This window comes from Pseudomonas sp. 22526 (genome assembly GCF_052044735.1).
GTDB classification, from domain to species: Bacteria; Pseudomonadota; Gammaproteobacteria; order Pseudomonadales; family Pseudomonadaceae; genus Aquipseudomonas; species Aquipseudomonas piscium.
The window spans coordinates 1-17,283 of the sequence record NZ_JBQENK010000040.1 but is presented as its reverse complement, the minus strand read 5'-3'; the positions used below and the strand labels follow the sequence as shown (position 1 = coordinate 17,283).

Here is a 17,283-nt window from a genome sequence, read left to right as displayed (position 1 = left end):
CGCTGCGGTCTGGGGTATTAACAGACATTTCAGCTGTAGAGAGTGGCAACAGTTTGCCGATTGCTGGGAGGCGTATCAGGCGCCATAGTCCGGGCTGTCACCGACGCATCGGTGGCCGATCTTAGCCGGTCGAAACTGTTCACGGACGCACAAGCGCCCTCCTATAATGCTGGCGCTTTTTGCTGCCTGCATTTGCTATGGCGGCTGTGCGTGGGACACCTGCGGGTGTGCCGGACTTCCGTGAATGGTCCGGTCGGCTAACCCGCGTACAGCTGCCACCCTCTTTGTTTAGCCGCATAGGGTGGTAACTCTTCAGCATTCACGGAGAAACACCCATGACTGAGTTCATCCCGCTACACAGCAATCTCACCACCACCCCGGTGCTCTACCTCAACCCGAACGCCCCGGTATCCGACCTGCACGGCTGTGCCGTCCAGCGCGTCAAGGCCACCCGCGACCTGATGCACAGTCTCAATTGCTTGAGCCTCAAGGGTGTCCACGACCAGGACCTGCACCACATCGTCAATGCGGCCCATCTGCTGTTGCAGGATGGCTGCGATGCGTTGGATGCGTTGCAGTGGCGGATCGAGGCTTAAGCGCAAGGTTGTTTATGGGGCGTAGGCGCGATGGCCTGCGCCCTTTGATCATTACCCTCACCGTAACGATCCACCACTCTGCTTGATTGATGCCGCCCATCCTCCGCTCCTAAGGTAGCTGCCACGACAGCGAACCCGTGGAGTGAGCATGACAACAACAATATCCCCCGACTCGCGCTGGACGCGGCGGCGCGCTGAAAAACAGCGGCGTCTCGAGCAGGTGCGGGGTCTCGCCGATGGCGCGGTGTTGCCCACCGACAAGATAGTCGCGGCGCTGGAGGCATTGATTCTGCCCGGCGACCGCGTGGTGCTGGAGGGCAATAACCAGAAGCAGGCGGACTTCCTGTCCCGCTCCCTGGCCAAGGCCGACCCCGGCCGCCTGCATGACTTGCACATGATCATGCCCAGCGTCGGCCGCTCGGAGCACCTGGACCTGTTCGAACGCGGCATCGCCCGCAAGCTCGACTTCTCCTTCGCCGGCACCCAGAGCCTGCGCATCAGCCAGTTGCTGGAAGACGGCCTGCTGGAGATCGGCGCGATCCACACCTACATCGAACTCTATGCGCGGCTGGTGGTGGACCTGATCCCCAACGTGGTGCTTTCGGCCGGGTTTATGGCCGACCGTGCGGGCAACATCTACACCGGGCCGAGCACCGAGGACACCCCGGCGCTGATCGAGCCGGCGGCCTTCAGCGATGGCATCGTCATTGTCCAGGTCAACCAGCTGGTGGACGACGTCAGCGAGCTGCCGCGGGTGGATATCCCGGCATCCTGGGTCGACTTCGTGGTGGTGGCCGACAAGCCGTTCTATATCGAGCCGCTGTTCACCCGCGACCCACGCCATATCAAGCCGGTGCATGTGCTGATGGCGATGATGGCGATCCGCGGCATCTATGAAAAACACAAGGTCCAGTCGCTGAACCACGGCATCGGCTTCAACACCGCGGCCATCGAGCTGATCCTACCGACCTACGGCGAATCCCTGGGCCTGAAAGGCAAGATCTGCCGCAACTGGACCCTCAACCCCCATCCGACCCTGATCCCGGCCATCGAAAGCGGTTGGGTGGAAAGCGTGCATTGCTTCGGCACCGAACTGGGCATGGAAAACTACATCGCCGCGCGGCCGGATGTGTTCTTCACCGGACGCGACGGTTCATTGCGTTCCAACCGGATGTTCTGCCAACTGGCCGGGCAGTACGCGGTGGACCTGTTTATCGGCGCCACCCTGCAAGTCGATGGCGATGGCCATTCCTCCACCGTGACCCGCGGCCGCCTGGCCGGCTTCGGCGGTGCGCCGAACATGGGCCACGACCCCCGTGGCCGGCGTCATGGCACCCCGGCCTGGCTCGACATGCGCCACGACGATTCGCCGCAACCGATGCTCGAACGGGGCAAGAAGCTGGTGGTGCAGATGGTCGAGACCTTCCAGGAAGGCGGCAAACCCACCTTCGTCGAGACCCTGGACGCGGTGGAAGTGGCGAAGAAAAGCGGCATGCCCCTGGCGCCGATCATGATCTACGGCGACGACGTCACCCACCTGCTGACCGAAGAGGGCATCGCCTACCTGTACAAGGCGCGTTCCCTGGAAGAGCGCCAGGCGATGATCGCGGCGGTGGCCGGGGTGACCGCCATCGGCCTGCGCCACAACCCGAAAGACACCGCGCGCATGCGCCGCGAAGGCCTGATCGCCTTGCCCGAAGACCTCGGTATCCGCCGCACCGACGCCAGCCGCGAGCTGCTGGCGGCGAAAAGCGTCGCCGATCTGGTGGAGTGGTCGGGTGGCCTGTACAACCCGCCCGCCAAGTTCAGGAGCTGGTAAATGCACGCATTCAATCTGCAAGCCAAACCCCTGAGCCTGGCCGAGCGCCTGGCGGACCTGGCGGTGGACGCGCTGATCGACGAAGCTGACCTGTCGCCGAAACCGGCCCTGGTCGACCGTCGCGGCAACGGCGCCCACAGCGACCTGCACCTGGGCTTGATGCATGCCTCGGCCCTGTCGTTGTGGCCGGCTTTCAAGGAAATGGCCGAAGCCGCCAGCCAGTTCGGCACGGTCGGCCTGCCCCTGCGCGAAGCTCTCGGCCGCATTGGCCGTGAAGGCGAAGCGGTGATGCTCGCCACGACCAACGGGGTGAACACTCATCGCGGGGCGATCTGGGCCCTGGGCCTGTTGGTGGCCGCCGCCGCCCTGGAACCTCAAGCCAACACGCCGGGCGCCCTGTGTCTGCGGGCCGCGCGCCTGGCGCTGCTGGACGACCGTTACGCGCCGCGGCCCCTCAGCCATGGTGCGCAAGTGGCGCTGCGCTATGGCGTGCGTGGCGCCCGCGAAGAAGCCCAGCTGGGCTTTCCGGCGGTGCTGCAACGGGGCCTGCCGCAACTCCAACGCAGCCGTGCCCAGGGGCATAGCGAGCAGAACGCCCGGCTCGATGCGCTGCTGGCGATCATGAGCGGCCTGGCCGACACCTGCGTTTTGTATCGCGCCGGTGAGGAAGGCCTGCAGGCCATGCAGCAGGGCGCCCAGGCGGTGCTCGACGCTGGCGGCAGCGCTAGCCTGGCCGGGCGTCGCCGCTTGCATGAGCTGGACCAGTGTCTGCTGGCCTTGAATGCTTCGCCCGGTGGCGCTGCGGACTTGCTCGCGGCCTGCCTGCTGATCGACCGGATCGCCTCCGGCGCCGCCTTCATCCAGGGAGCAATGTGATGGAAACCTTGTCTTTCGAATTTCCCGCCGGGCAACCCGCCCGGGGCCGGGCGCTGGTGGGCTGTGTCGGCTCGGGCGACCTGGAGGTGCTGCTAGAACCCGGGCAGCCCGGCAAGCTGAGCATTCAGGTGCAGACCTCGGTCAACGGCAGTGCGTCGCGCTGGCAGCACCTGTTCGAGCGCATGTTCGACGGCCAGACGCCGCCGGCCCTGAGCATCGACATCCATGATTTCGGCGCCACCCCCGGCGTGGTGCGTTTGCGCCTGGAACAGGGTTTCGAGGAGATCGGCCATGACTGACAGCGCCCGTTTGCTCAACAAACACAGCTTCGTCGAACTCGGCGCCCGACAGCGGGCCAAGGCCTTGTTGGATGCCGGCAGCTTTCGCGAATTGCTCGACCCCTTCCAGCGCGTCATGTCGCCCTGGCTGGCGCGCCAGGGCGTGGTGCCCCAGGCCGATGACGGGGTGGTGATCGCCAAGGGCCGCATCGACGGCCTGCCGGTGGTAATCGCCGCCATCGAAGGTGCGTTCCAGGGCGGCAGTCTCGGCGAGGTCGGCGGGGCGAAGATTGCCGGCGCCCTGGAGTTGGCGGCCGAAGACAACCGCAAGGGTATTCCTACCCGCGCCGTGCTGTTGCTGGAAACCGGCGGCGTGCGCCTGCAGGAAGCCAACCTCGGGCTGGCGGCGATCGCCGACATTCACGCGGCCATCGTCGACCTGCGCCAGTACCAGCCGGTGATTGGCGTGGTGGCCGGCAGCGTCGGCTGTTTTGGCGGCATGTCGATTGCCGCCGGGCTGTGCAGTTACCTGCTGGTGACCCAGGAGGCGCGGCTGGGCCTCAACGGCCCGCAGGTGATCGAGCAGGAAGCCGGCCTCGAGGAGTACGACTCCCGCGACCGGCCTTTTATCTGGAGCCTGACCGGCGGCGAGCAGCGTTTCGCCAGCGGCCTGGCGGACCGTTATGTGGCCGACGACGTGGCGCAGATCCGCCAACAGATCAGCGAACTGCTGGCCCAAGGGTTGCCCGACGAGCAACGCAGCCGCCAGGCCGAGCTGTACCTGCAACGTCTGGCCCGGCTGGACAGCCACCCACAGATCGACCCGGCGACGGTTCGCCAGCTGTATCGAGGAGATCACTGATGAGTGCTTATTCCCTGCGGGGCTTGAACTGGTTCACCGCCCTGAGCGCGGGTGCTGCCCCGGTCGCGGGTTTGCCCGCCTCGTTGAAAGTGGCGGACGCCACCCTGGAGCAGCAGCCTGTGCGGTTTATCGCCGTGGTCGCTGACCCGGCCAACCCCTTTGTGCGGGCTCGAAATGGTGAGGTCGGCCTGCTGGAAGGCTGGGGCCTGGCCAAGGCGGTGGACGAAGCGATCGAGGCCGACCGCGAGCAGAGCGTCAAGCGCGCGCTGATCGCCATAGTCGATGTGCCGAGCCAGGCCTATGGGCGGCGCGAGGAAGCCCTGGGTATCCACCAGGCGCTGGCCGCAGCCGCCGACAGTTACGCTCGGGCCCGGTTGGCCGGGCATCCGGTGATCGGCCTGCTGGTGGGCAAGGCCATGTCCGGGGCCTTCCTGGCCCAGGGTTACCAGGCCAACCGCCTGATCGCCCTGCGCGATCCGGGGGTGATGGTGCACGCCATGGGCAAGGTGTCGGCGGCGCGGGTCACCCTGCGCAGCGTCGAGGAACTGGAGGCCCTGGCGGCCAGCGTGCCGCCCATGGCCTATGACATCGACAGCTATGCCAGCCTCGGCCTGCTCTGGGAGACCCTCTCGGTCAACCAGATCGAACAGCCGAGCGCCGACGACCTGAGCCAGGTGCGGCAGTGCCTGAGCCAGGCGATTGCCGATGTGCGCACCCATGGCCGCGATCTGTCGGGGCGCCTGGGGGCCAGCAATCGCGGCGCTTCCAGCCGGGTCCGCCAGCTGTTGCGCGAGCAATGGTGAACGCCATGACCAGCGCCTTGCTGCCCCATGACCTGCTGTGGGGCCTGACCCCGCAACAGCTGCCCGCCGATGCCCCGGCCTGGGCGGTGGCGGCCATGGCCGCCGGGCAACCGGTGGTAGTGCGCCGTGCCTTGACCGCGGCCGGGCAGGTGGCGGTGGGCGTGCGTGGGCGGCTGCGCGAGCAGCGCTACGGGACGCTGATGGCGCTGGCGGCCATCGAGCGCCGGGTGCGGCCGGAAGACTTGTGCCACGTCGAGTCGGATCGTATCTGGCCAGCGCTCCAGGCACTGGCCCGGTTGCGTGAACCCTTGGATGGCCTCGGCCTGGCCTGGGGTGTCAGCGGCAGTGCCGGTTTTGAACTGGCCAGCGGCGTGCCGGCGCTGCATCGGCAGAGCGACCTGGACCTGATCCTGCGCACTGCGCAGCCCATGGACCGGGCTCAGGCTCGGGCCTTGTTGGCACTGCTCGACGCCGCCATCTGCCCGGTGGACATGCAATTGCAGACGCCCAACGGCGCCGTGGCCCTGCGCGAATGGGCCGGGACTTCGGCGCGGGTGCTGCTGAAAAGCGCCAGCGGCGCGCGGCTGGTCAGCGATCCGTGGCAGATCCTGGAGCAGGTGGCGTGAGCAGCCTGCTGGTGTTTCCAGGCCAGGGCGCGCAGCAGCCGGGGATGTTGCATCGCCTGCCGCCCAGCGTTCTGGCGGACGCCTGCCTGCGACAGGCCAGCGAAGTCCTGGGTGAGGAGGCCCTGGCCCTGGATTCGCCCCAGGCCCTGGCTAGCACCCGGGCGGTGCAGCTGTGCCTGCTGATCGCCGGCGTGGCCAATGCCCGGGTGCTGCTGGAAAACGGGCCGGGCGCAGATTACGTGGCGGGCCTGTCGATTGGCGCCTACCCCGCCGCGGTGGTGGCCGGGGCCCTGGATTTTGCCGATGCGCTGCGTCTGGTCAGCCTGCGCGGCGAGCTGATGCAGCAGGCCTATCCACAGGGTTATGGCATGACCGCGATCATCGGCCTGGAACTGGCGACGGTGGAGGCCTTGCTGGCCCGGGTGCACAGCCCGGACCACCCGGTGTACCTGGCCAATATCAATGCCGATAGCCAGGTGGTGATCGCCGGCAGCGATGCCGCCATGAGTCAGGTCGCCGAGCTGGCCCGGGGCTGCGGTGTCGGGGTGGCCAAGCGCCTGGCGGTCAGCGTGCCGTCCCATTGCCCGTTGCTGGAGCAGCCGGCCCGGGCCCTGGCCGAGGCGTTTTCCAGGGTGACCCTGCAGCCGCCGCGCCTGGGTTACCTGAGCGGCAGCCGCGCGCGGCCGCTGCGTACGCCGGAGCAGCTGCGCGACGACCTGGCGTTCAACATGTGCCGGCTGGTGGATTGGCGCGGCACCGTGCAAAGCGCCTACGAGCGCGGCGTGCGGCTACAGATCGAACTGCCGCCCGGTGCGGTGTTGACCGCTCTGGCGCGCCGGGTGTTCGAACAGGGCACGGTGATTGCCTGCGACGGTGCCCGGCTCGACACCCTGCAAGCGCTGTTGCGTGAGGAGGGAAGCCGCCAACCCTAGACACCGACTCAAGCTGGCGAAGCACAAGAACAACAACTTCGACGATGCACTTTGAGGACTACAACAATGATTATTTACGGTGTGGCGCTGCTGGCGATCTGTACGCTGGCAGGGGTGATTATCGGTGACATGCTCGGCGTCCTGCTGGGGGTGAAATCCAACGTCGGCGGGGTGGGCATCGCCATGATCCTGCTGATCTGCGCGCGGCTGTGGATGCACAGGCACGGCGGCATGACCAAGGACTGCGAGATGGGCGTCGGTTTCTGGGGCGCCATGTACATTCCGGTGGTGGTGGCCATGGCCGCGCAACAGAACGTGGTGACCGCCCTGCACGGCGGCCCGGTGGCGGTGCTGGCGGCCATAGGTTCGGTGCTGCTCTGTGGCGGCACCATTGCCCTGATCAGCCGCACCAACAAAGGCGAGCCGTTGCCGGACGAACCGGACAGTGTCGCCTCTGGCGCCGCTGCGGCAGGGGGACGCTGATATGTGGGATCTGATCGAGAAAGGCCTGGAACACAACGGCCTGGTCACCGCCTTCGCTTTCGTCGGCGTGATCATGTGGGTCTCGGTGCTGCTGTCCAAGCGCCTGACGTTCGGCCGGGTACACGGCTCGGCCATCGCCATCGTCATCGGCCTGGTGCTGGCCTGGGTTGGTGGCACTATCACCGGTGGGCAAAAGGGCCTGGCGGACCTGGCGCTGTTCTCCGGCATCGGCCTGATGGGCGGCGCCATGCTGCGGGACTTCGCGATTGTCGCCACGGCCTTCGAGGTACAGGCCACCGAGGCGCGCAAGGCCGGGATGATCGGCGCCATCGCTCTGTTTCTCGGTACTGTGCTGCCGTTCATTGTCGGCGCGAGCATCGCCTGGGCTTTCGGTTATCGCGATGCGGTGAGCATGACCACCATCGGCGCCGGCGCGGTGACCTACATTGTCGGCCCGGTGACTGGGGCGGCGATTGGCGCCAGCTCCGATGTGGTGGCGCTGTCCATCGCTACCGGGCTGATCAAGGCGATCCTGGTGATGGTCGGCACGCCCATGGCGGCGCGCTGGATGGGCCTGGACAACCCGCGTTCGGCGATGGTCTTCGGCGGCCTGGCCGGGACTGTCAGCGGGGTGACCGCGGGGTTGGCGGCGACCGATCGGCGCCTGGTGCCCTACGGCGCGCTGACCGCGACCTTCCATACCGGGTTGGGTTGTCTGCTGGGGCCTTCGTTGCTGTATTTCATCGTGCGGGGGTTGGTGGGCTGATATGACGCCATCGCGGGCAAGCCTCNGGCTTGCCCGCGATTTTGCGATATCCAGGTCATGCGGTTATTCCTGCCGATTGGCATACATCCGGCACTCCGCCAGCAACGCCAGCAGGTTCGGATCACGCTCCTTGGCCTTGAGAAACACCACGCCGATATGCTGTTGCAGCCGGTAGCGCGCCTGCAGCGGAATCAGTTTCACGCGGTTTTCGTACACTGCGGCAATCCTTCCCGGCAGCAGGGCATAACCCACCCCCGAACTGACCATGCTCAGCAGGGTGAAGATATCGTTGACCTGCATCGCCACCTTCGGCTCGAACCCCGCCTGCTTGAACACCCGCACACCGTCCTGATGGGTGGCGAAGCCCTGGGTCAGGGTGATGAAGGTCGCGTCGCGCACATCGCTGAGGTCGACTTCCGCCTGCTGGGCGAACGGCGAGTCGGCCGGCGTGGCGAGGAAGATATCGTCGGAAAACAGCGGGATCTGCTCGCAGTCCGGGTCGCTGACGCTGTCGTCCAGGGACACCAGGATCGCGTCGACCTCCATGTTCTTCAGCTTGTACAGCAGGTCGATGTTGGAACCCAGGATCAGGTCGATATTCAGCTCGCTGCGGCGCAGCTTCAGGCCCATGATCAGCTGCGGCACGGTCTTCACCGTCAATGAATACAGGGAGCCGAGCTTGAAGCGCTCCGCCGAGAACCCGGCGGCTTCGCGGGTCAGGCGCACGCTTTCGAGCACGTCCTGGATCAGCTTCTGCGCCCGTTCTTCAAGGACGAAGGCGCTCTCCAGCGGTGTCAGGTTGCGCCCTTCATGCTTGAACAGCGGGCAGCGCAGGGCGCTTTCCAGGGAGTGAATGGCCCGGTGCACGCTGACATTGCTGGTCTGCAACTCGGCGGCGGCGCGCGCCAGGTTGCCGGTGCGCATGAACGCCAGAAACACTTCGAGCTTTTTCAGGGTCAACTCTTCATCGATCAGCATGATGGGCACTCTTATTCGAATGCTCCGATTGTGCCTGCCGGGTCATGACTTGGCTGGAGGTTTTTTCGTCCATAGCTTTATTCGGAAACATTGCGCTTTCAGGCTACAGGCCTGAGCCTTGCGCAGATTTTCCGCCTTGGGAGGTGAGTGGCACATGTATCACGGGGAAAGACTCAACGCCTGGACGCATCTGGTGGGAGCGATTGCGGCACTGGTCGGGGGGATCTGGCTGCTGGTGTTGGCCAGCCTCGACGGCAGTCCGTGGAAAATCGTCAGCGTGGCGATCTACGGTTTCACCCTGCTGGTGCTGTACAGCGCCTCGACCCTGTACCACAGCGTGCGCGGGCGGGCGAAAAGCATCATGCAGAAGGTCGATCACTTCTCCATCTACCTGCTGATCGCCGGCAGCTATACGCCGTTCTGCCTGGTGACCCTGCGCGGGCCCTGGGGCTGGACGCTGTTCGGGATCGTCTGGGGGCTGGCGCTGATCGGCATCCTGCAGGAGATCAAGCCGCGCTCCGAGGCGCGCATCCTGTCCATCGTGATCTACGCGGTGATGGGCTGGATCGTGCTGGTGGCGGTCAAGCCGCTGCTGGCGGCCCTGGGCCCCGCCGGCTTCGCCTGGCTGGCCTCGGGCGGGGTGCTCTACACCGTCGGCATCATCTTCTTCGCCCTCGACAGCCGTTTGCGCCACGCCCATGGGATCTGGCACCTGTTCGTGATCGCCGGCAGTTTGCTGCACTTTGTGGCGATCTTCTTCTATGTGTTGTGATTGGTGACCGCGTTATCGTTCATCGCGAGCAAGCTTCGCTCCTACAGAAGCACCCTGTGTCTNCGATAAGGCCCGGCAGGGCCGCCTCAATCCCCAGTCATCAACCTATCCAACTGCTCCTGCGCCCGGCCGCCGAAGATCTCCAGCAGGCTGCTCAAGGTATGGGGCAGGGCCTCCGCCGCGCGGGTCACGGCATACAGGGTGATCGGCAGCGCCGGGGTCAGCGGGCGGATCGCGGTGCTGGCGGGGGAGGCGCCGAGGGCGGTGAAGGGGTCGATCACCGCCAGCCCGGCCCCGGATTCGACCATGGCCCGGGCCAGGGAGTAGGTCTGCACGGCGATGCTGACCCGTGGCGCCGGCTCCACGGCCTTCAGGTAACCGTCGAGTTTCGCCGCCAGCGGGTCGGCGCTGGACAGGCCGATCAAGGGCGCCCCCGCCAGTTCCATCAAGGGTAGCGGCGTGCCCCTGGCCGCCTGGGGCCAGTAGTCCAGCGGCGCTAGCGCCACCAGCACCCCGCTGGCCAGGGCCTGGGCGGTCAGTCCCGGGTGATCGGGGCGCTGCAGGGTCAGGGCCACGTCGATCTCACGCATCAGCAGGTTCTGCACCAGCTCGCGGCTGTGGGCGCTGGACAGCTCGCAGACGATATCCGGGTAGCGTCGGGTCCACTGGTTGATGGCTGGCGGCAGCAAGGACAGGGCCAGCGCCGGTGTGGCGCCGACCCGCAGGCTGTGGCCCGGCTCGCGGCGCAGGCTCTGGGCCAGGCGCCGCACCCCTTGCAGGCTTTCGCTGACCTTGTCGACCTCGCGCTCCAGTTCCAGGGCTTCCGGGGTGGCCTGCAACTTGCCCTTGACCCGCAGGAACAGCGGGAAACCCAGTTGCTGCTCGGCGTGCTGCAAGACCTTGGTCACCGCCGGCTGGGAGACGTGCAGCAGTTGTGCCGCGCCGCTGATCGAGCCGGTCTGGCGGATGGCCTGGAAAATCTCGATATGACGCAGTCGCATGATGAGTCCATAACCTTTGTTTATGGGTGGTCCATCTTTATTCATTGTCCCGGGCCTGTCACCTGGTCCTAACCTGAAGCCCGCTCAACAAGGTTTAAGGACTGACATGGCACAGCGGGTTTGCATTATCGGCGGCGGGGTCATTGGCCTGGCCAGCGCCTACGCCCTGGTTCGCGAGGGGTTCGACGTCAGCCTGGTGGAGGCGCGCGAGGCCTTCGCCAGCCAGACCAGCTTCGCCAACGGTGGCCAGCTGTCGTACCGCTACGTGGCGCCGCTGGCCGATGCCGGCGTGCCCTGGCAGGCCTTGGGTTGGATGCTGCGTGGCGACTCGCCGCTGAAGCTGCGCCTGCGCCTGGACCCGGCGCAGTGGCGCTGGATGGCCGGGTTCCTGGCGGCCTGCCGCGGTTCGGTCAACCGGCGCAACGGCGCCCACCTGCTGCGCCTGGCGCTGTTGAGCCAGGCCACCTTGCAGAGCTGGCGCGAGGAGGACCGGCTCGAGGGTTTTCACTGGCGGCGCAACGGCAAGCTGGTGACCTTTCGCGAAACCGCCAGCTTCGAGCATGCCCGCCACGGCCTGGCCGATCCGCGCCAGCAGCAGGTGCTGTCCGCTGCCGAATGCGTGCAACTGGAGCCGACCCTCGGCGGCGCGCCCTTTGTCGGCGGCATCTTCACCCCGGACGAAGAGGTGGCCGACTGTCACACCTTTTGCCAGCAACTGGTGGCGCGTCTGCAGGACTCAGGTCGCTGCCAGCTGCTGACGGGGCGCCCGGTCACCGGCATTCGTCAGGCAGGCGGCCAGGTGCAGGCCATCGAGTTGGGCGACGAGGTGCTGGCGGTGGACCAACTGATACTGGCCGCCGGTCATCGCAGTGGCGAACTGGCGCTGCCCGGCCTGAAGTTGCCGCTGTATCCGCTCAAGGGCTACAGCCTCAGCGTGCCGATCGGCGCGGGGCACCGGGCGCCGGAGATCAGCATCACCGATTACAACCGCAAGATCGTCTATGCGCGGATCGGCCAGCAGCTGCGGGTGGCGGCCATGGTCGATATCGTCGGTTTCGACCCGTCCCTGGATCCCAAGCGCCTGGCCCTGATGCAGCGCCAGGCCCGGGAAACCTTCGCCAACGCCGGCGACTACGATGCCGCCATTGAGTGGGCCGGCATGCGCCCGGCGACCCCCAGCGGCGTACCGCTGATTGGTGCTACCGGCTACCGCAACCTGTGGCTCAACCTCGGCCATGGCGCCCTGGGTTTCACCCTGGCCTGCGGCAGCGGGCGTCTGTTGGCCGAGCTGATCGGCCAGCGCCGCACTTCCATCGACATGCAGGGGCTCGCGCCCCATGCCGCCTGATTTCTTTCGCGTACAAGGAGCTGTCCCATGACCATCCAGCGTCTCCACAGCAATGACCGCCTCAGCGCTGTCGTGAGTTTTGCCGATCTGCTGTTCCTCTCCGGCCAGGTGCCGGGCCCGGCCACCGATGCCGGCGGCCAGACCCGCGAAGTGCTGGCGAAGATCGACGCCTTGCTGGCCGAGGCCGGCAGCGACAAGGATCATCTGCTCAGTGCGACCATCTACCTGAAAAACATCCAGCAGGACTTTGCCGCGATGAACGAGGTCTGGTCGGCCTGGCTGTCCCCTGGCCAGGCGCCAAGCCGCACCACTGTGCAGGCCGCCCTGGCGCGTCCGGACATCCTGGTGGAAATCACCGTCATCGCGGTTCGCCGCTAACGCCTTCACCCACAACGGAGAATAACAATGCAAAAAATCACGTTGCTCGGCTGCACCCTCGGCCTGTTGCTCGGCTCCCCGCTGTACGCCAGCGAGGCGCCGCTGACCGGCACCCTGGGCAAGATCGCCACTGCCGGCAGTATTACCCTGGGTTATCGCGATGCGTCGGTGCCGTTTTCCTATGTGGGTGACAACAGCGGCAAACCCATGGGTTACTCGGTGGACCTGGCGAGCAAGGTCGTCGAGCGCATCCGTCACAAGCTGGCGCAGCCGCAACTGGCGGTGAAGTACAACCTGGTGACGTCGCAGACCCGGATTCCGCTGGTGCAGAACGGCACTGTGGACCTGGAGTGCGGCTCCACCGGAGTCACCGCCGAGCGGCAGAAGCAGGTGGCGTTTTCCTACGGTTTCATCTACGTCAAAGGCCAGTTGCTGACCGCCAAGGACAGCGGGATCAAGAGTTTCGCCGACCTGCGCGGCAAGAACGTGGTGACCACCGCCGGCACCACCAACGAGCGCTTCCTCAAGAGCTACAACGTCGAGCACAAGATCGACATGTTCGTGATCAGCGCCAAGGACCACGGCGAAGCCTTCCAGATGCTGCAATCCGGTCGCGCCGCGGCGTTCTACATGGACGACGCGCTGCTCTACGGCGAACGGGCCAAGGCCCGCGATCCGCACAATTGGGTGGTGGTCGGCGAGGAGCAGTCGCGGGAAATCTACAGCTGCATGGTGCGCAAGGACGATCCGCAGTTCCTGGAGCTGGTGAACAGCACCCTGGCGGACCTGTACCGCTCAGGGGAGATCAACGGGATCTATCAGCGCTGGTTCGAACAACCGATTCCGCCCAAGGGCCTGAACCTGGAGTTCCCGATGACCAGCGAGCTGAAGGCCATCATCGCCAAGCCGGTGAGCGATCCGGTGGAGTGATCGGCCCCTCTGTAGGAGCGAGCTTGCTCGCGATTGGATCGTCCGGACGGGGAAATTGTGTTGGCTGAACGCGTTTTTCGCGAGCAAGCTCGCTCCTACAGAAGGGGTTAGAAGTCGCCCCAGAGCTGTTGGGCTACCGCCAGCGCCACCACTGGGGCGGTTTCGGTGCGCAGGACTCGCGGGCCGAGACGGGCCGGGAGGAAGCCCGTGGCCTGAGCCTGGTCCACTTCGGCATCGGACAGACCGCCTTCCGGGCCGATCAGGAATGCCAGGGTCGCGGGCTTGGCGTGGCTCACCAGCGGCTCGGCCACCGGGTGCAGCACCAACTTGAGGTCGGCCTGGGTCTGCTTGATCCAGTCGGCCAGCAGCACCGGCGGATGAATCACCGGCACCCGTGAGCGCCCGCATTGCTCGCAGGCGCTGACGGCCACCTGGCGCCAGTGGGCCAGGCGCTTGTCGGCGCGTTCGTCCTTGAGCCGCACTTCGCAGCGCTCGCTGAAGATCGGGGTGATTTCATTCACCCCAAGTTCAGTGGCCTTCTGAATCGCCCAGTCCATGCGCTCGCCCCGGGACAGGCCCTGGCCGAGGTGGATCCGCAGCGGCGACTCGACCTGCCCGGCAAAGCTTTCATCGAGCCGGACCACCACGCGTTTCTTGCCGACTTCCAGCAGCGTGCCGCGAAATTCGTTGCCCGAACCGTCGAACAGCTGCAGCGCATCGCCTTCGGCCATGCGCAGTACGCGCCCGATGTAGTGGGCCTGGGCTTCCGGCAGCTCGTGCTCGCCGAGGCTGAGGGGGGCGTCGATAAAGAAGCGGGACAGTCTCATGCTGGTTCTCTGGGGAAAATTCTGGATCGGTGTCAGTCAGTCGGAGCTTTTCGCGAGCAAGTTCGCTCCTACGGAGGGCGGGCTTGCTCGCGCGGTTATCAGCCCGGATCGCGGAAGCCTGGGTGGAAGTCCTTGGGCACCGCCACGCTGACCTTGTCGCTGGTGGCGATATCGATGCCTTCGCTGGCCACCTCGGCGAGGAAGTCGATCTGCTCCGGGGTGATCACGTAGGGCGGCAGGAAATACACCACGCTGCCCAGCGGACGCAGCAGGGCGCCGCGCTCCAGGGCGTGCTGGAAGACTTTCAGGCCACGGCGTTCCTGCCAGGGGTAGGCGGTCTTGCTGGCCTTGTCCTGGACCATCTCGATGGCCAGCACCATGCCGGTCTGGCGAACTTCGGCAACGTGCGGGTGGTCCGCCAGGTGCGCGGTCGAGCTGGCCATGCGCTGGGCCAGCGCCTGGTTGTTCTCGATCACCTTGTCCTGCTCGAAGATATCCAGGGTCGCCAGCGCCGCCGCACAGGCCAGCGGGTTGCCGGTGTAGCTGTGGGAGTGGAGGAAGGCGCGCAGAGTCGGGTAGTCGTCGTAGAAGGCGCTGTACACCTCGTCGGTGGTCAGGCACGCGGCCAGCGGCAGGTAGCCGCCGGTCAGGGCCTTGGACAGGCAGAGGAAGTCCGGGCGGATGCCGGCCTGTTCACAGGCGAACATCGTGCCGGTGCGGCCGAAGCCGACGGCGATTTCATCGTGGATCAGGTGCACGCCGTAGCGGTCGCAGGCCTCGCGCAGCAGCTTGAGGTACACCGGGTGGTACATACGCATGCCGCCGGCGCCCTGGATCAGCGGCTCGACTATCACCGCGGCAATAGTGGCGTGGTGTTCCGCCAGGGTCTGCTCCATGGCCGCGAACATGTTGCGCGAGTGTTCTTCCCAGCTCATGCCTTCCGGGCGCAGGTAGCAGTCCGGGCTCGGCACCTTGAGGGTGTCCAGCAGCAGGGCCTTGTAGGTCTCGGTGAACAACGGCACATCGCCCACCGACATCGCGGCGATGGTTTCGCCGTGGTAGCTGTTGGTCAGGGTGACGAAGCGCTTCTTGTCCTTCTGGTCGCGGTTGAACCAGTAGTGGAAGCTCATCTTCATTGCCACTTCGATGCACGACGAACCGTTGTCGGCATAGAAGCAGCGGGTCAGGCCTTGCGGGGTGATGTTCACCAGGCGCTCGGACAGCTCGATCACCGGCTGATGGCTGAAGCCGGCGAGGATCACGTGCTCCAGTTGATCGACCTGATCCTTGATGCGCTGGTTGATGCGCGGGTTGGCGTGGCCGAACACATTGACCCACCAGGAGCTGACCGCATCGAGGTAGCGCTTGCCTTCGAAGTCCTCCAGCCACACGCCTTCACCGCGCTTGATCGGGATCAGCGGCAGCTGTTCGTGGTCTTTCATCTGGGTGCAGGGATGCCATAACACCGCGAGATCGCGTTGCATCCACTGGTTGTTGAGGCCCATGTTCAGTCTCCTGGAGGCGGCTCTAAGTACGCGAGCAAACAATCGCGCAAGCCTATGCAATGCCAGGCCGTGTCACAACCCATTGCATGCGTCGAGGGCGAATTGGTGGCGGTCGCAGGACGGTCTGTCACGTTTTTCCCACGTAGACCTTAATGCCTGGTTAATTTACTGTTCGTAGGATCAACATCGTATTTCTCGATATTTCAAAGCGAAAATTTCCGCTTTAATTCGATAGTTAAATCGATAGTCTTGGGCAGCAGTTCTTACAGGATTCAAGTGATGCAGCTAGGTAACTCTTCTTCCCGCTACGGCTGGGTAAGCATTTTTCTGCACTGGAGCGTGGCGCTGGCAGTCTTTGGATTGTTCGCCCTGGGCCTGTGGATGGTCGGCCTGGATTACTACAGTGCCTGGCGCAAAGATGCGCCGGACTTGCACAAAAGCATTGGCTTGACGCTGTTCGCGATCATGCTGCTGCGGGTGTTGTGGCGCTTCGTCAGCCCACCGCCACCGGCACCGGACAACCACGGTCGCCTGACGCGCCTGGGTGCCAAGTTCGGCCATGCCTTCCTCTATCTCAGTCTGTTCGCTGTGATGATTGCCGGTTACCTGATTTCCACCGCAGACGGTGTCGGGATCCCGGTGTTTGGCCTGTTTGAAATTCCTGCCCTGGTTTCCGGTCTACCGGACCAGGCAGATGTGGCCGGCGAGGTGCATCTGTACCTGGCCTGGGGCCTGGTGATCTTCGCCGGAGTGCATGCTCTGGCCGCTTTGAAACACCACTTTATCGATCGTGACGCGACCCTGGCTCGAATGCTGGGGCGCAAAGCCTGATACTCAACCTCGACTCAAAAGGAATAGAAAGCATGTTGAAAAAGACTCTCGCCGCTCTGGCAATCGGTTCTGCCCTGTTGTCTGCCGGTCAGGCGATGGCCGCGGACTACGTGATCGACAAGGAAGGCCAGCACGCCTTCGTCGACTTCAAGATCAGCCACCTGGGCTACAGCTTCATCACCGGTACCTTCAAGGACCTGGACGGCAAGTTCAGCTTCGACGCGGCCAAGCCTGAAGACGCCAAGATCGAAGTCAACGTGCGCACCGCCAGCGTGTTCACCAACCACGCCGAGCGCGACAAGCACGTCAACAGCAAGGACTTCCTGGAGTCGGGCAAATTCCCTGATGCGAAGTTCGTTTCCACCAGCGTCAAGCCAACCGGCAAGAATGCCGATGGCAAGCAGACCGCTGACGTGGCTGGCGACCTGACTTTCCACGGCGTGACCAAGCCGATCGTGGTCAAGGCCACCTTCCTGGGTGAAGGCAAGGATCCATGGGGCGGCTACCGTGCCGGTTTTGAAGGCACCACCAGCATCAGCCGTAAAGAGTTCAACAAGGACGGGATGGATGTTGGCCCGCAGTCCGACACCGTTCAGCTGTACATCACCTTCGAAGGTGTGAAAGCGAAGTAATGCTTCGCCCGTAGCCGCTGCCGAGCCCGCGAGGCTGCGA

At 65.2% G+C, this 17,283-nt stretch carries 20 protein-coding genes; 16 read left to right on the top strand and 4 right to left on the bottom strand.

Annotated features, from left to right (window positions below; all coding sequences use genetic code 11):
• Positions 1–335: 335 nt before the first annotated feature.
• From ACTJKT_RS30975 to madM, 10 genes are all read left to right on the top strand, one after another.
• A complete protein-coding gene (locus ACTJKT_RS30975) occupies positions 336–596 on the top strand; it encodes a hypothetical protein (protein WP_440790372.1) in 261 nt (86 codons plus the stop codon).
• Between the two features lie 148 nt (positions 597–744).
• Positions 745–2,415: a malonate decarboxylase subunit alpha gene (gene mdcA, locus ACTJKT_RS30970; RefSeq protein ID WP_440790371.1), complete on the top strand. Its 1,671-nt coding sequence runs from the start codon at positions 745–747 to the stop codon at positions 2,413–2,415.
• A complete protein-coding gene (locus ACTJKT_RS30965; protein ID WP_440790369.1) occupies positions 2,416–3,291 on the top strand; it encodes a triphosphoribosyl-dephospho-CoA synthase in 876 nt (291 codons plus the stop codon).
• A complete protein-coding gene (locus tag ACTJKT_RS30960) occupies positions 3,291–3,590 on the top strand; it encodes a malonate decarboxylase subunit delta (protein ID WP_007932573.1) in 300 nt (99 codons plus the stop codon). Before ACTJKT_RS30965 ends, ACTJKT_RS30960 begins: the two co-directional genes overlap by 1 nt.
• A complete protein-coding gene (locus tag ACTJKT_RS30955) occupies positions 3,583–4,431 on the top strand; it encodes a biotin-independent malonate decarboxylase subunit beta (protein ID WP_440790367.1) in 849 nt (282 codons plus the stop codon). The genes ACTJKT_RS30960 and ACTJKT_RS30955 overlap by 8 nt, the downstream gene beginning before the upstream one ends.
• Positions 4,431–5,234: a biotin-independent malonate decarboxylase subunit gamma gene (gene mdcE, locus ACTJKT_RS30950; RefSeq protein ID WP_440790365.1), complete on the top strand. Its 804-nt coding sequence runs from the start codon at positions 4,431–4,433 to the stop codon at positions 5,232–5,234. The genes ACTJKT_RS30955 and mdcE overlap by 1 nt, the downstream gene beginning before the upstream one ends.
• A 5-nt stretch (positions 5,235–5,239) precedes the next feature.
• On the top strand, positions 5,240–5,860 hold the full coding sequence (locus ACTJKT_RS30945) for a malonate decarboxylase holo-ACP synthase (RefSeq protein WP_440790364.1): 621 nt from the start codon (positions 5,240–5,242) through the stop codon (positions 5,858–5,860).
• Positions 5,857–6,792 (top strand): malonate decarboxylase subunit epsilon, encoded by a 936-nt coding sequence (gene mdcH, locus ACTJKT_RS30940; protein WP_440790362.1) that lies wholly within the window; start codon positions 5,857–5,859, stop codon positions 6,790–6,792. The genes ACTJKT_RS30945 and mdcH overlap by 4 nt, the downstream gene beginning before the upstream one ends.
• Before the next feature lie 66 nt (positions 6,793–6,858).
• The gene (madL, locus tag ACTJKT_RS30935; RefSeq protein ID WP_440790361.1) at positions 6,859–7,275 is read left to right on the top strand and encodes a malonate transporter subunit MadL; all 417 of its coding nucleotides are present in this window, start codon (positions 6,859–6,861) and stop codon (positions 7,273–7,275) included.
• 1 nt (position 7,276) lies between these two features.
• Positions 7,277–8,041, top strand: coding sequence for a malonate transporter subunit MadM (gene madM, locus ACTJKT_RS30930; RefSeq protein ID WP_025807207.1), 765 nt, complete (start codon positions 7,277–7,279; stop codon positions 8,039–8,041).
• Between the two features lie 63 nt (positions 8,042–8,104).
• Here the strand turns inward: madM and ACTJKT_RS30925 are convergent, their stop codons facing one another.
• Complete coding sequence (locus tag ACTJKT_RS30925; protein WP_097306629.1) at positions 8,105–9,019, bottom strand: LysR family transcriptional regulator; 915 nt, start codon at positions 9,017–9,019, stop codon at positions 8,105–8,107.
• 154 nt (positions 9,020–9,173) lie between these two features.
• Between ACTJKT_RS30925 and trhA the strand changes: the two genes are divergently transcribed.
• The gene (trhA, locus tag ACTJKT_RS30920) at positions 9,174–9,791 is read left to right on the top strand and encodes a PAQR family membrane homeostasis protein TrhA (protein WP_053281257.1); all 618 of its coding nucleotides are present in this window, start codon (positions 9,174–9,176) and stop codon (positions 9,789–9,791) included.
• An 86-nt stretch (positions 9,792–9,877) separates the two neighbouring features.
• Here trhA and ACTJKT_RS30915 read toward each other — a convergent pair whose 3' ends face one another.
• Positions 9,878–10,792: a LysR family transcriptional regulator gene (locus ACTJKT_RS30915; protein WP_102676336.1), complete on the bottom strand. Its 915-nt coding sequence runs from the start codon at positions 10,790–10,792 to the stop codon at positions 9,878–9,880.
• A gap of 106 nt (positions 10,793–10,898) precedes the next feature.
• Between ACTJKT_RS30915 and ACTJKT_RS30910 the strand changes: the two genes are divergently transcribed.
• The 3 genes from ACTJKT_RS30910 to ACTJKT_RS30900 are packed head-to-tail and all read left to right on the top strand — an operon-like array spanning position 10,899 to position 13,448.
• Positions 10,899–12,140, top strand: a complete 1,242-nt coding sequence (locus ACTJKT_RS30910; protein WP_440790359.1) for a D-amino acid dehydrogenase — start codon at positions 10,899–10,901, stop codon at positions 12,138–12,140.
• A gap of 27 nt (positions 12,141–12,167) precedes the next feature.
• Positions 12,168–12,518, top strand: coding sequence for a RidA family protein (locus ACTJKT_RS30905; RefSeq protein ID WP_440790358.1), 351 nt, complete (start codon positions 12,168–12,170; stop codon positions 12,516–12,518).
• Between the two features lie 27 nt (positions 12,519–12,545).
• The gene (locus ACTJKT_RS30900) at positions 12,546–13,448 is read left to right on the top strand and encodes a transporter substrate-binding domain-containing protein (RefSeq protein WP_440790356.1); all 903 of its coding nucleotides are present in this window, start codon (positions 12,546–12,548) and stop codon (positions 13,446–13,448) included.
• Between the two features lie 107 nt (positions 13,449–13,555).
• On the opposite strand, the gene ACTJKT_RS30895 is transcribed toward ACTJKT_RS30900, so the two are convergent.
• Both ACTJKT_RS30895 and ACTJKT_RS30890 read right to left on the bottom strand, forming a co-directional pair.
• The gene (locus ACTJKT_RS30895; protein WP_440790355.1) at positions 13,556–14,275 is read right to left on the bottom strand and encodes a 16S rRNA (uracil(1498)-N(3))-methyltransferase; all 720 of its coding nucleotides are present in this window, start codon (positions 14,273–14,275) and stop codon (positions 13,556–13,558) included.
• Positions 14,276–14,373: 98 nt separating this feature from the next.
• The gene (locus ACTJKT_RS30890; RefSeq protein WP_440790354.1) at positions 14,374–15,780 is read right to left on the bottom strand and encodes an adenosylmethionine--8-amino-7-oxononanoate transaminase; all 1,407 of its coding nucleotides are present in this window, start codon (positions 15,778–15,780) and stop codon (positions 14,374–14,376) included.
• A gap of 279 nt (positions 15,781–16,059) precedes the next feature.
• Here ACTJKT_RS30890 and ACTJKT_RS30885 point away from each other — a divergent pair, with 279 nt between their 5' ends.
• Both ACTJKT_RS30885 and ACTJKT_RS30880 read left to right on the top strand, forming a co-directional pair.
• Entirely contained in the window at positions 16,060–16,611 is a 552-nt protein-coding gene (locus ACTJKT_RS30885) for a cytochrome b (RefSeq protein WP_025807220.1), read from the top strand.
• A 32-nt stretch (positions 16,612–16,643) separates the two neighbouring features.
• Positions 16,644–17,243, top strand: a complete 600-nt coding sequence (locus tag ACTJKT_RS30880; RefSeq protein ID WP_007932534.1) for a YceI family protein — start codon at positions 16,644–16,646, stop codon at positions 17,241–17,243.
• Positions 17,244–17,283 lie beyond the last annotated feature (40 nt).

What these genes read in the sequence shown, in the direction of transcription:
- ACTJKT_RS30910 (WP_440790359.1), top strand. Translation starts at nt 10,899, where the DNA reads ATGGCACAGCGGGTTTGCATTATCGGCGGCGGGGTCATTGGCCTGGCC.
- ACTJKT_RS30965 (WP_440790369.1), top strand. Translation starts at nt 2,416, where the DNA reads ATGCACGCATTCAATCTGCAAGCCAAACCCCTGAGCCTGGCCGAGCGC.
- madM (WP_025807207.1), top strand. Translation starts at nt 7,277, where the DNA reads ATGTGGGATCTGATCGAGAAAGGCCTGGAACACAACGGCCTGGTCACC.
- ACTJKT_RS30885 (WP_025807220.1), top strand. Translation starts at nt 16,060, where the DNA reads ATGCAGCTAGGTAACTCTTCTTCCCGCTACGGCTGGGTAAGCATTTTT.
- ACTJKT_RS30915 (WP_102676336.1), bottom strand. Translation starts at nt 10,792, where the DNA reads ATGCGACTGCGTCATATCGAGATTTTCCAGGCCATCCGCCAGACCGGC.
- ACTJKT_RS30880 (WP_007932534.1), top strand. Translation starts at nt 16,644, where the DNA reads ATGTTGAAAAAGACTCTCGCCGCTCTGGCAATCGGTTCTGCCCTGTTG.
- ACTJKT_RS30900 (WP_440790356.1), top strand. Translation starts at nt 12,546, where the DNA reads ATGCAAAAAATCACGTTGCTCGGCTGCACCCTCGGCCTGTTGCTCGGC.
- trhA (WP_053281257.1), top strand. Translation starts at nt 9,174, where the DNA reads ATGTATCACGGGGAAAGACTCAACGCCTGGACGCATCTGGTGGGAGCG.
- mdcE (WP_440790365.1), top strand. Translation starts at nt 4,431, where the DNA reads ATGAGTGCTTATTCCCTGCGGGGCTTGAACTGGTTCACCGCCCTGAGC.
- ACTJKT_RS30905 (WP_440790358.1), top strand. Translation starts at nt 12,168, where the DNA reads ATGACCATCCAGCGTCTCCACAGCAATGACCGCCTCAGCGCTGTCGTG.
- ACTJKT_RS30895 (WP_440790355.1), bottom strand. Translation starts at nt 14,275, where the DNA reads ATGAGACTGTCCCGCTTCTTTATCGACGCCCCCCTCAGCCTCGGCGAG.
- ACTJKT_RS30945 (WP_440790364.1), top strand. Translation starts at nt 5,240, where the DNA reads ATGACCAGCGCCTTGCTGCCCCATGACCTGCTGTGGGGCCTGACCCCG.
- ACTJKT_RS30890 (WP_440790354.1), bottom strand. Translation starts at nt 15,780, where the DNA reads ATGGGCCTCAACAACCAGTGGATGCAACGCGATCTCGCGGTGTTATGG.
- mdcA (WP_440790371.1), top strand. Translation starts at nt 745, where the DNA reads ATGACAACAACAATATCCCCCGACTCGCGCTGGACGCGGCGGCGCGCT.
- ACTJKT_RS30925 (WP_097306629.1), bottom strand. Translation starts at nt 9,019, where the DNA reads ATGCTGATCGATGAAGAGTTGACCCTGAAAAAGCTCGAAGTGTTTCTG.
- madL (WP_440790361.1), top strand. Translation starts at nt 6,859, where the DNA reads ATGATTATTTACGGTGTGGCGCTGCTGGCGATCTGTACGCTGGCAGGG.
- ACTJKT_RS30960 (WP_007932573.1), top strand. Translation starts at nt 3,291, where the DNA reads ATGGAAACCTTGTCTTTCGAATTTCCCGCCGGGCAACCCGCCCGGGGC.
- ACTJKT_RS30955 (WP_440790367.1), top strand. Translation starts at nt 3,583, where the DNA reads ATGACTGACAGCGCCCGTTTGCTCAACAAACACAGCTTCGTCGAACTC.
- ACTJKT_RS30975 (WP_440790372.1), top strand. Translation starts at nt 336, where the DNA reads ATGACTGAGTTCATCCCGCTACACAGCAATCTCACCACCACCCCGGTG.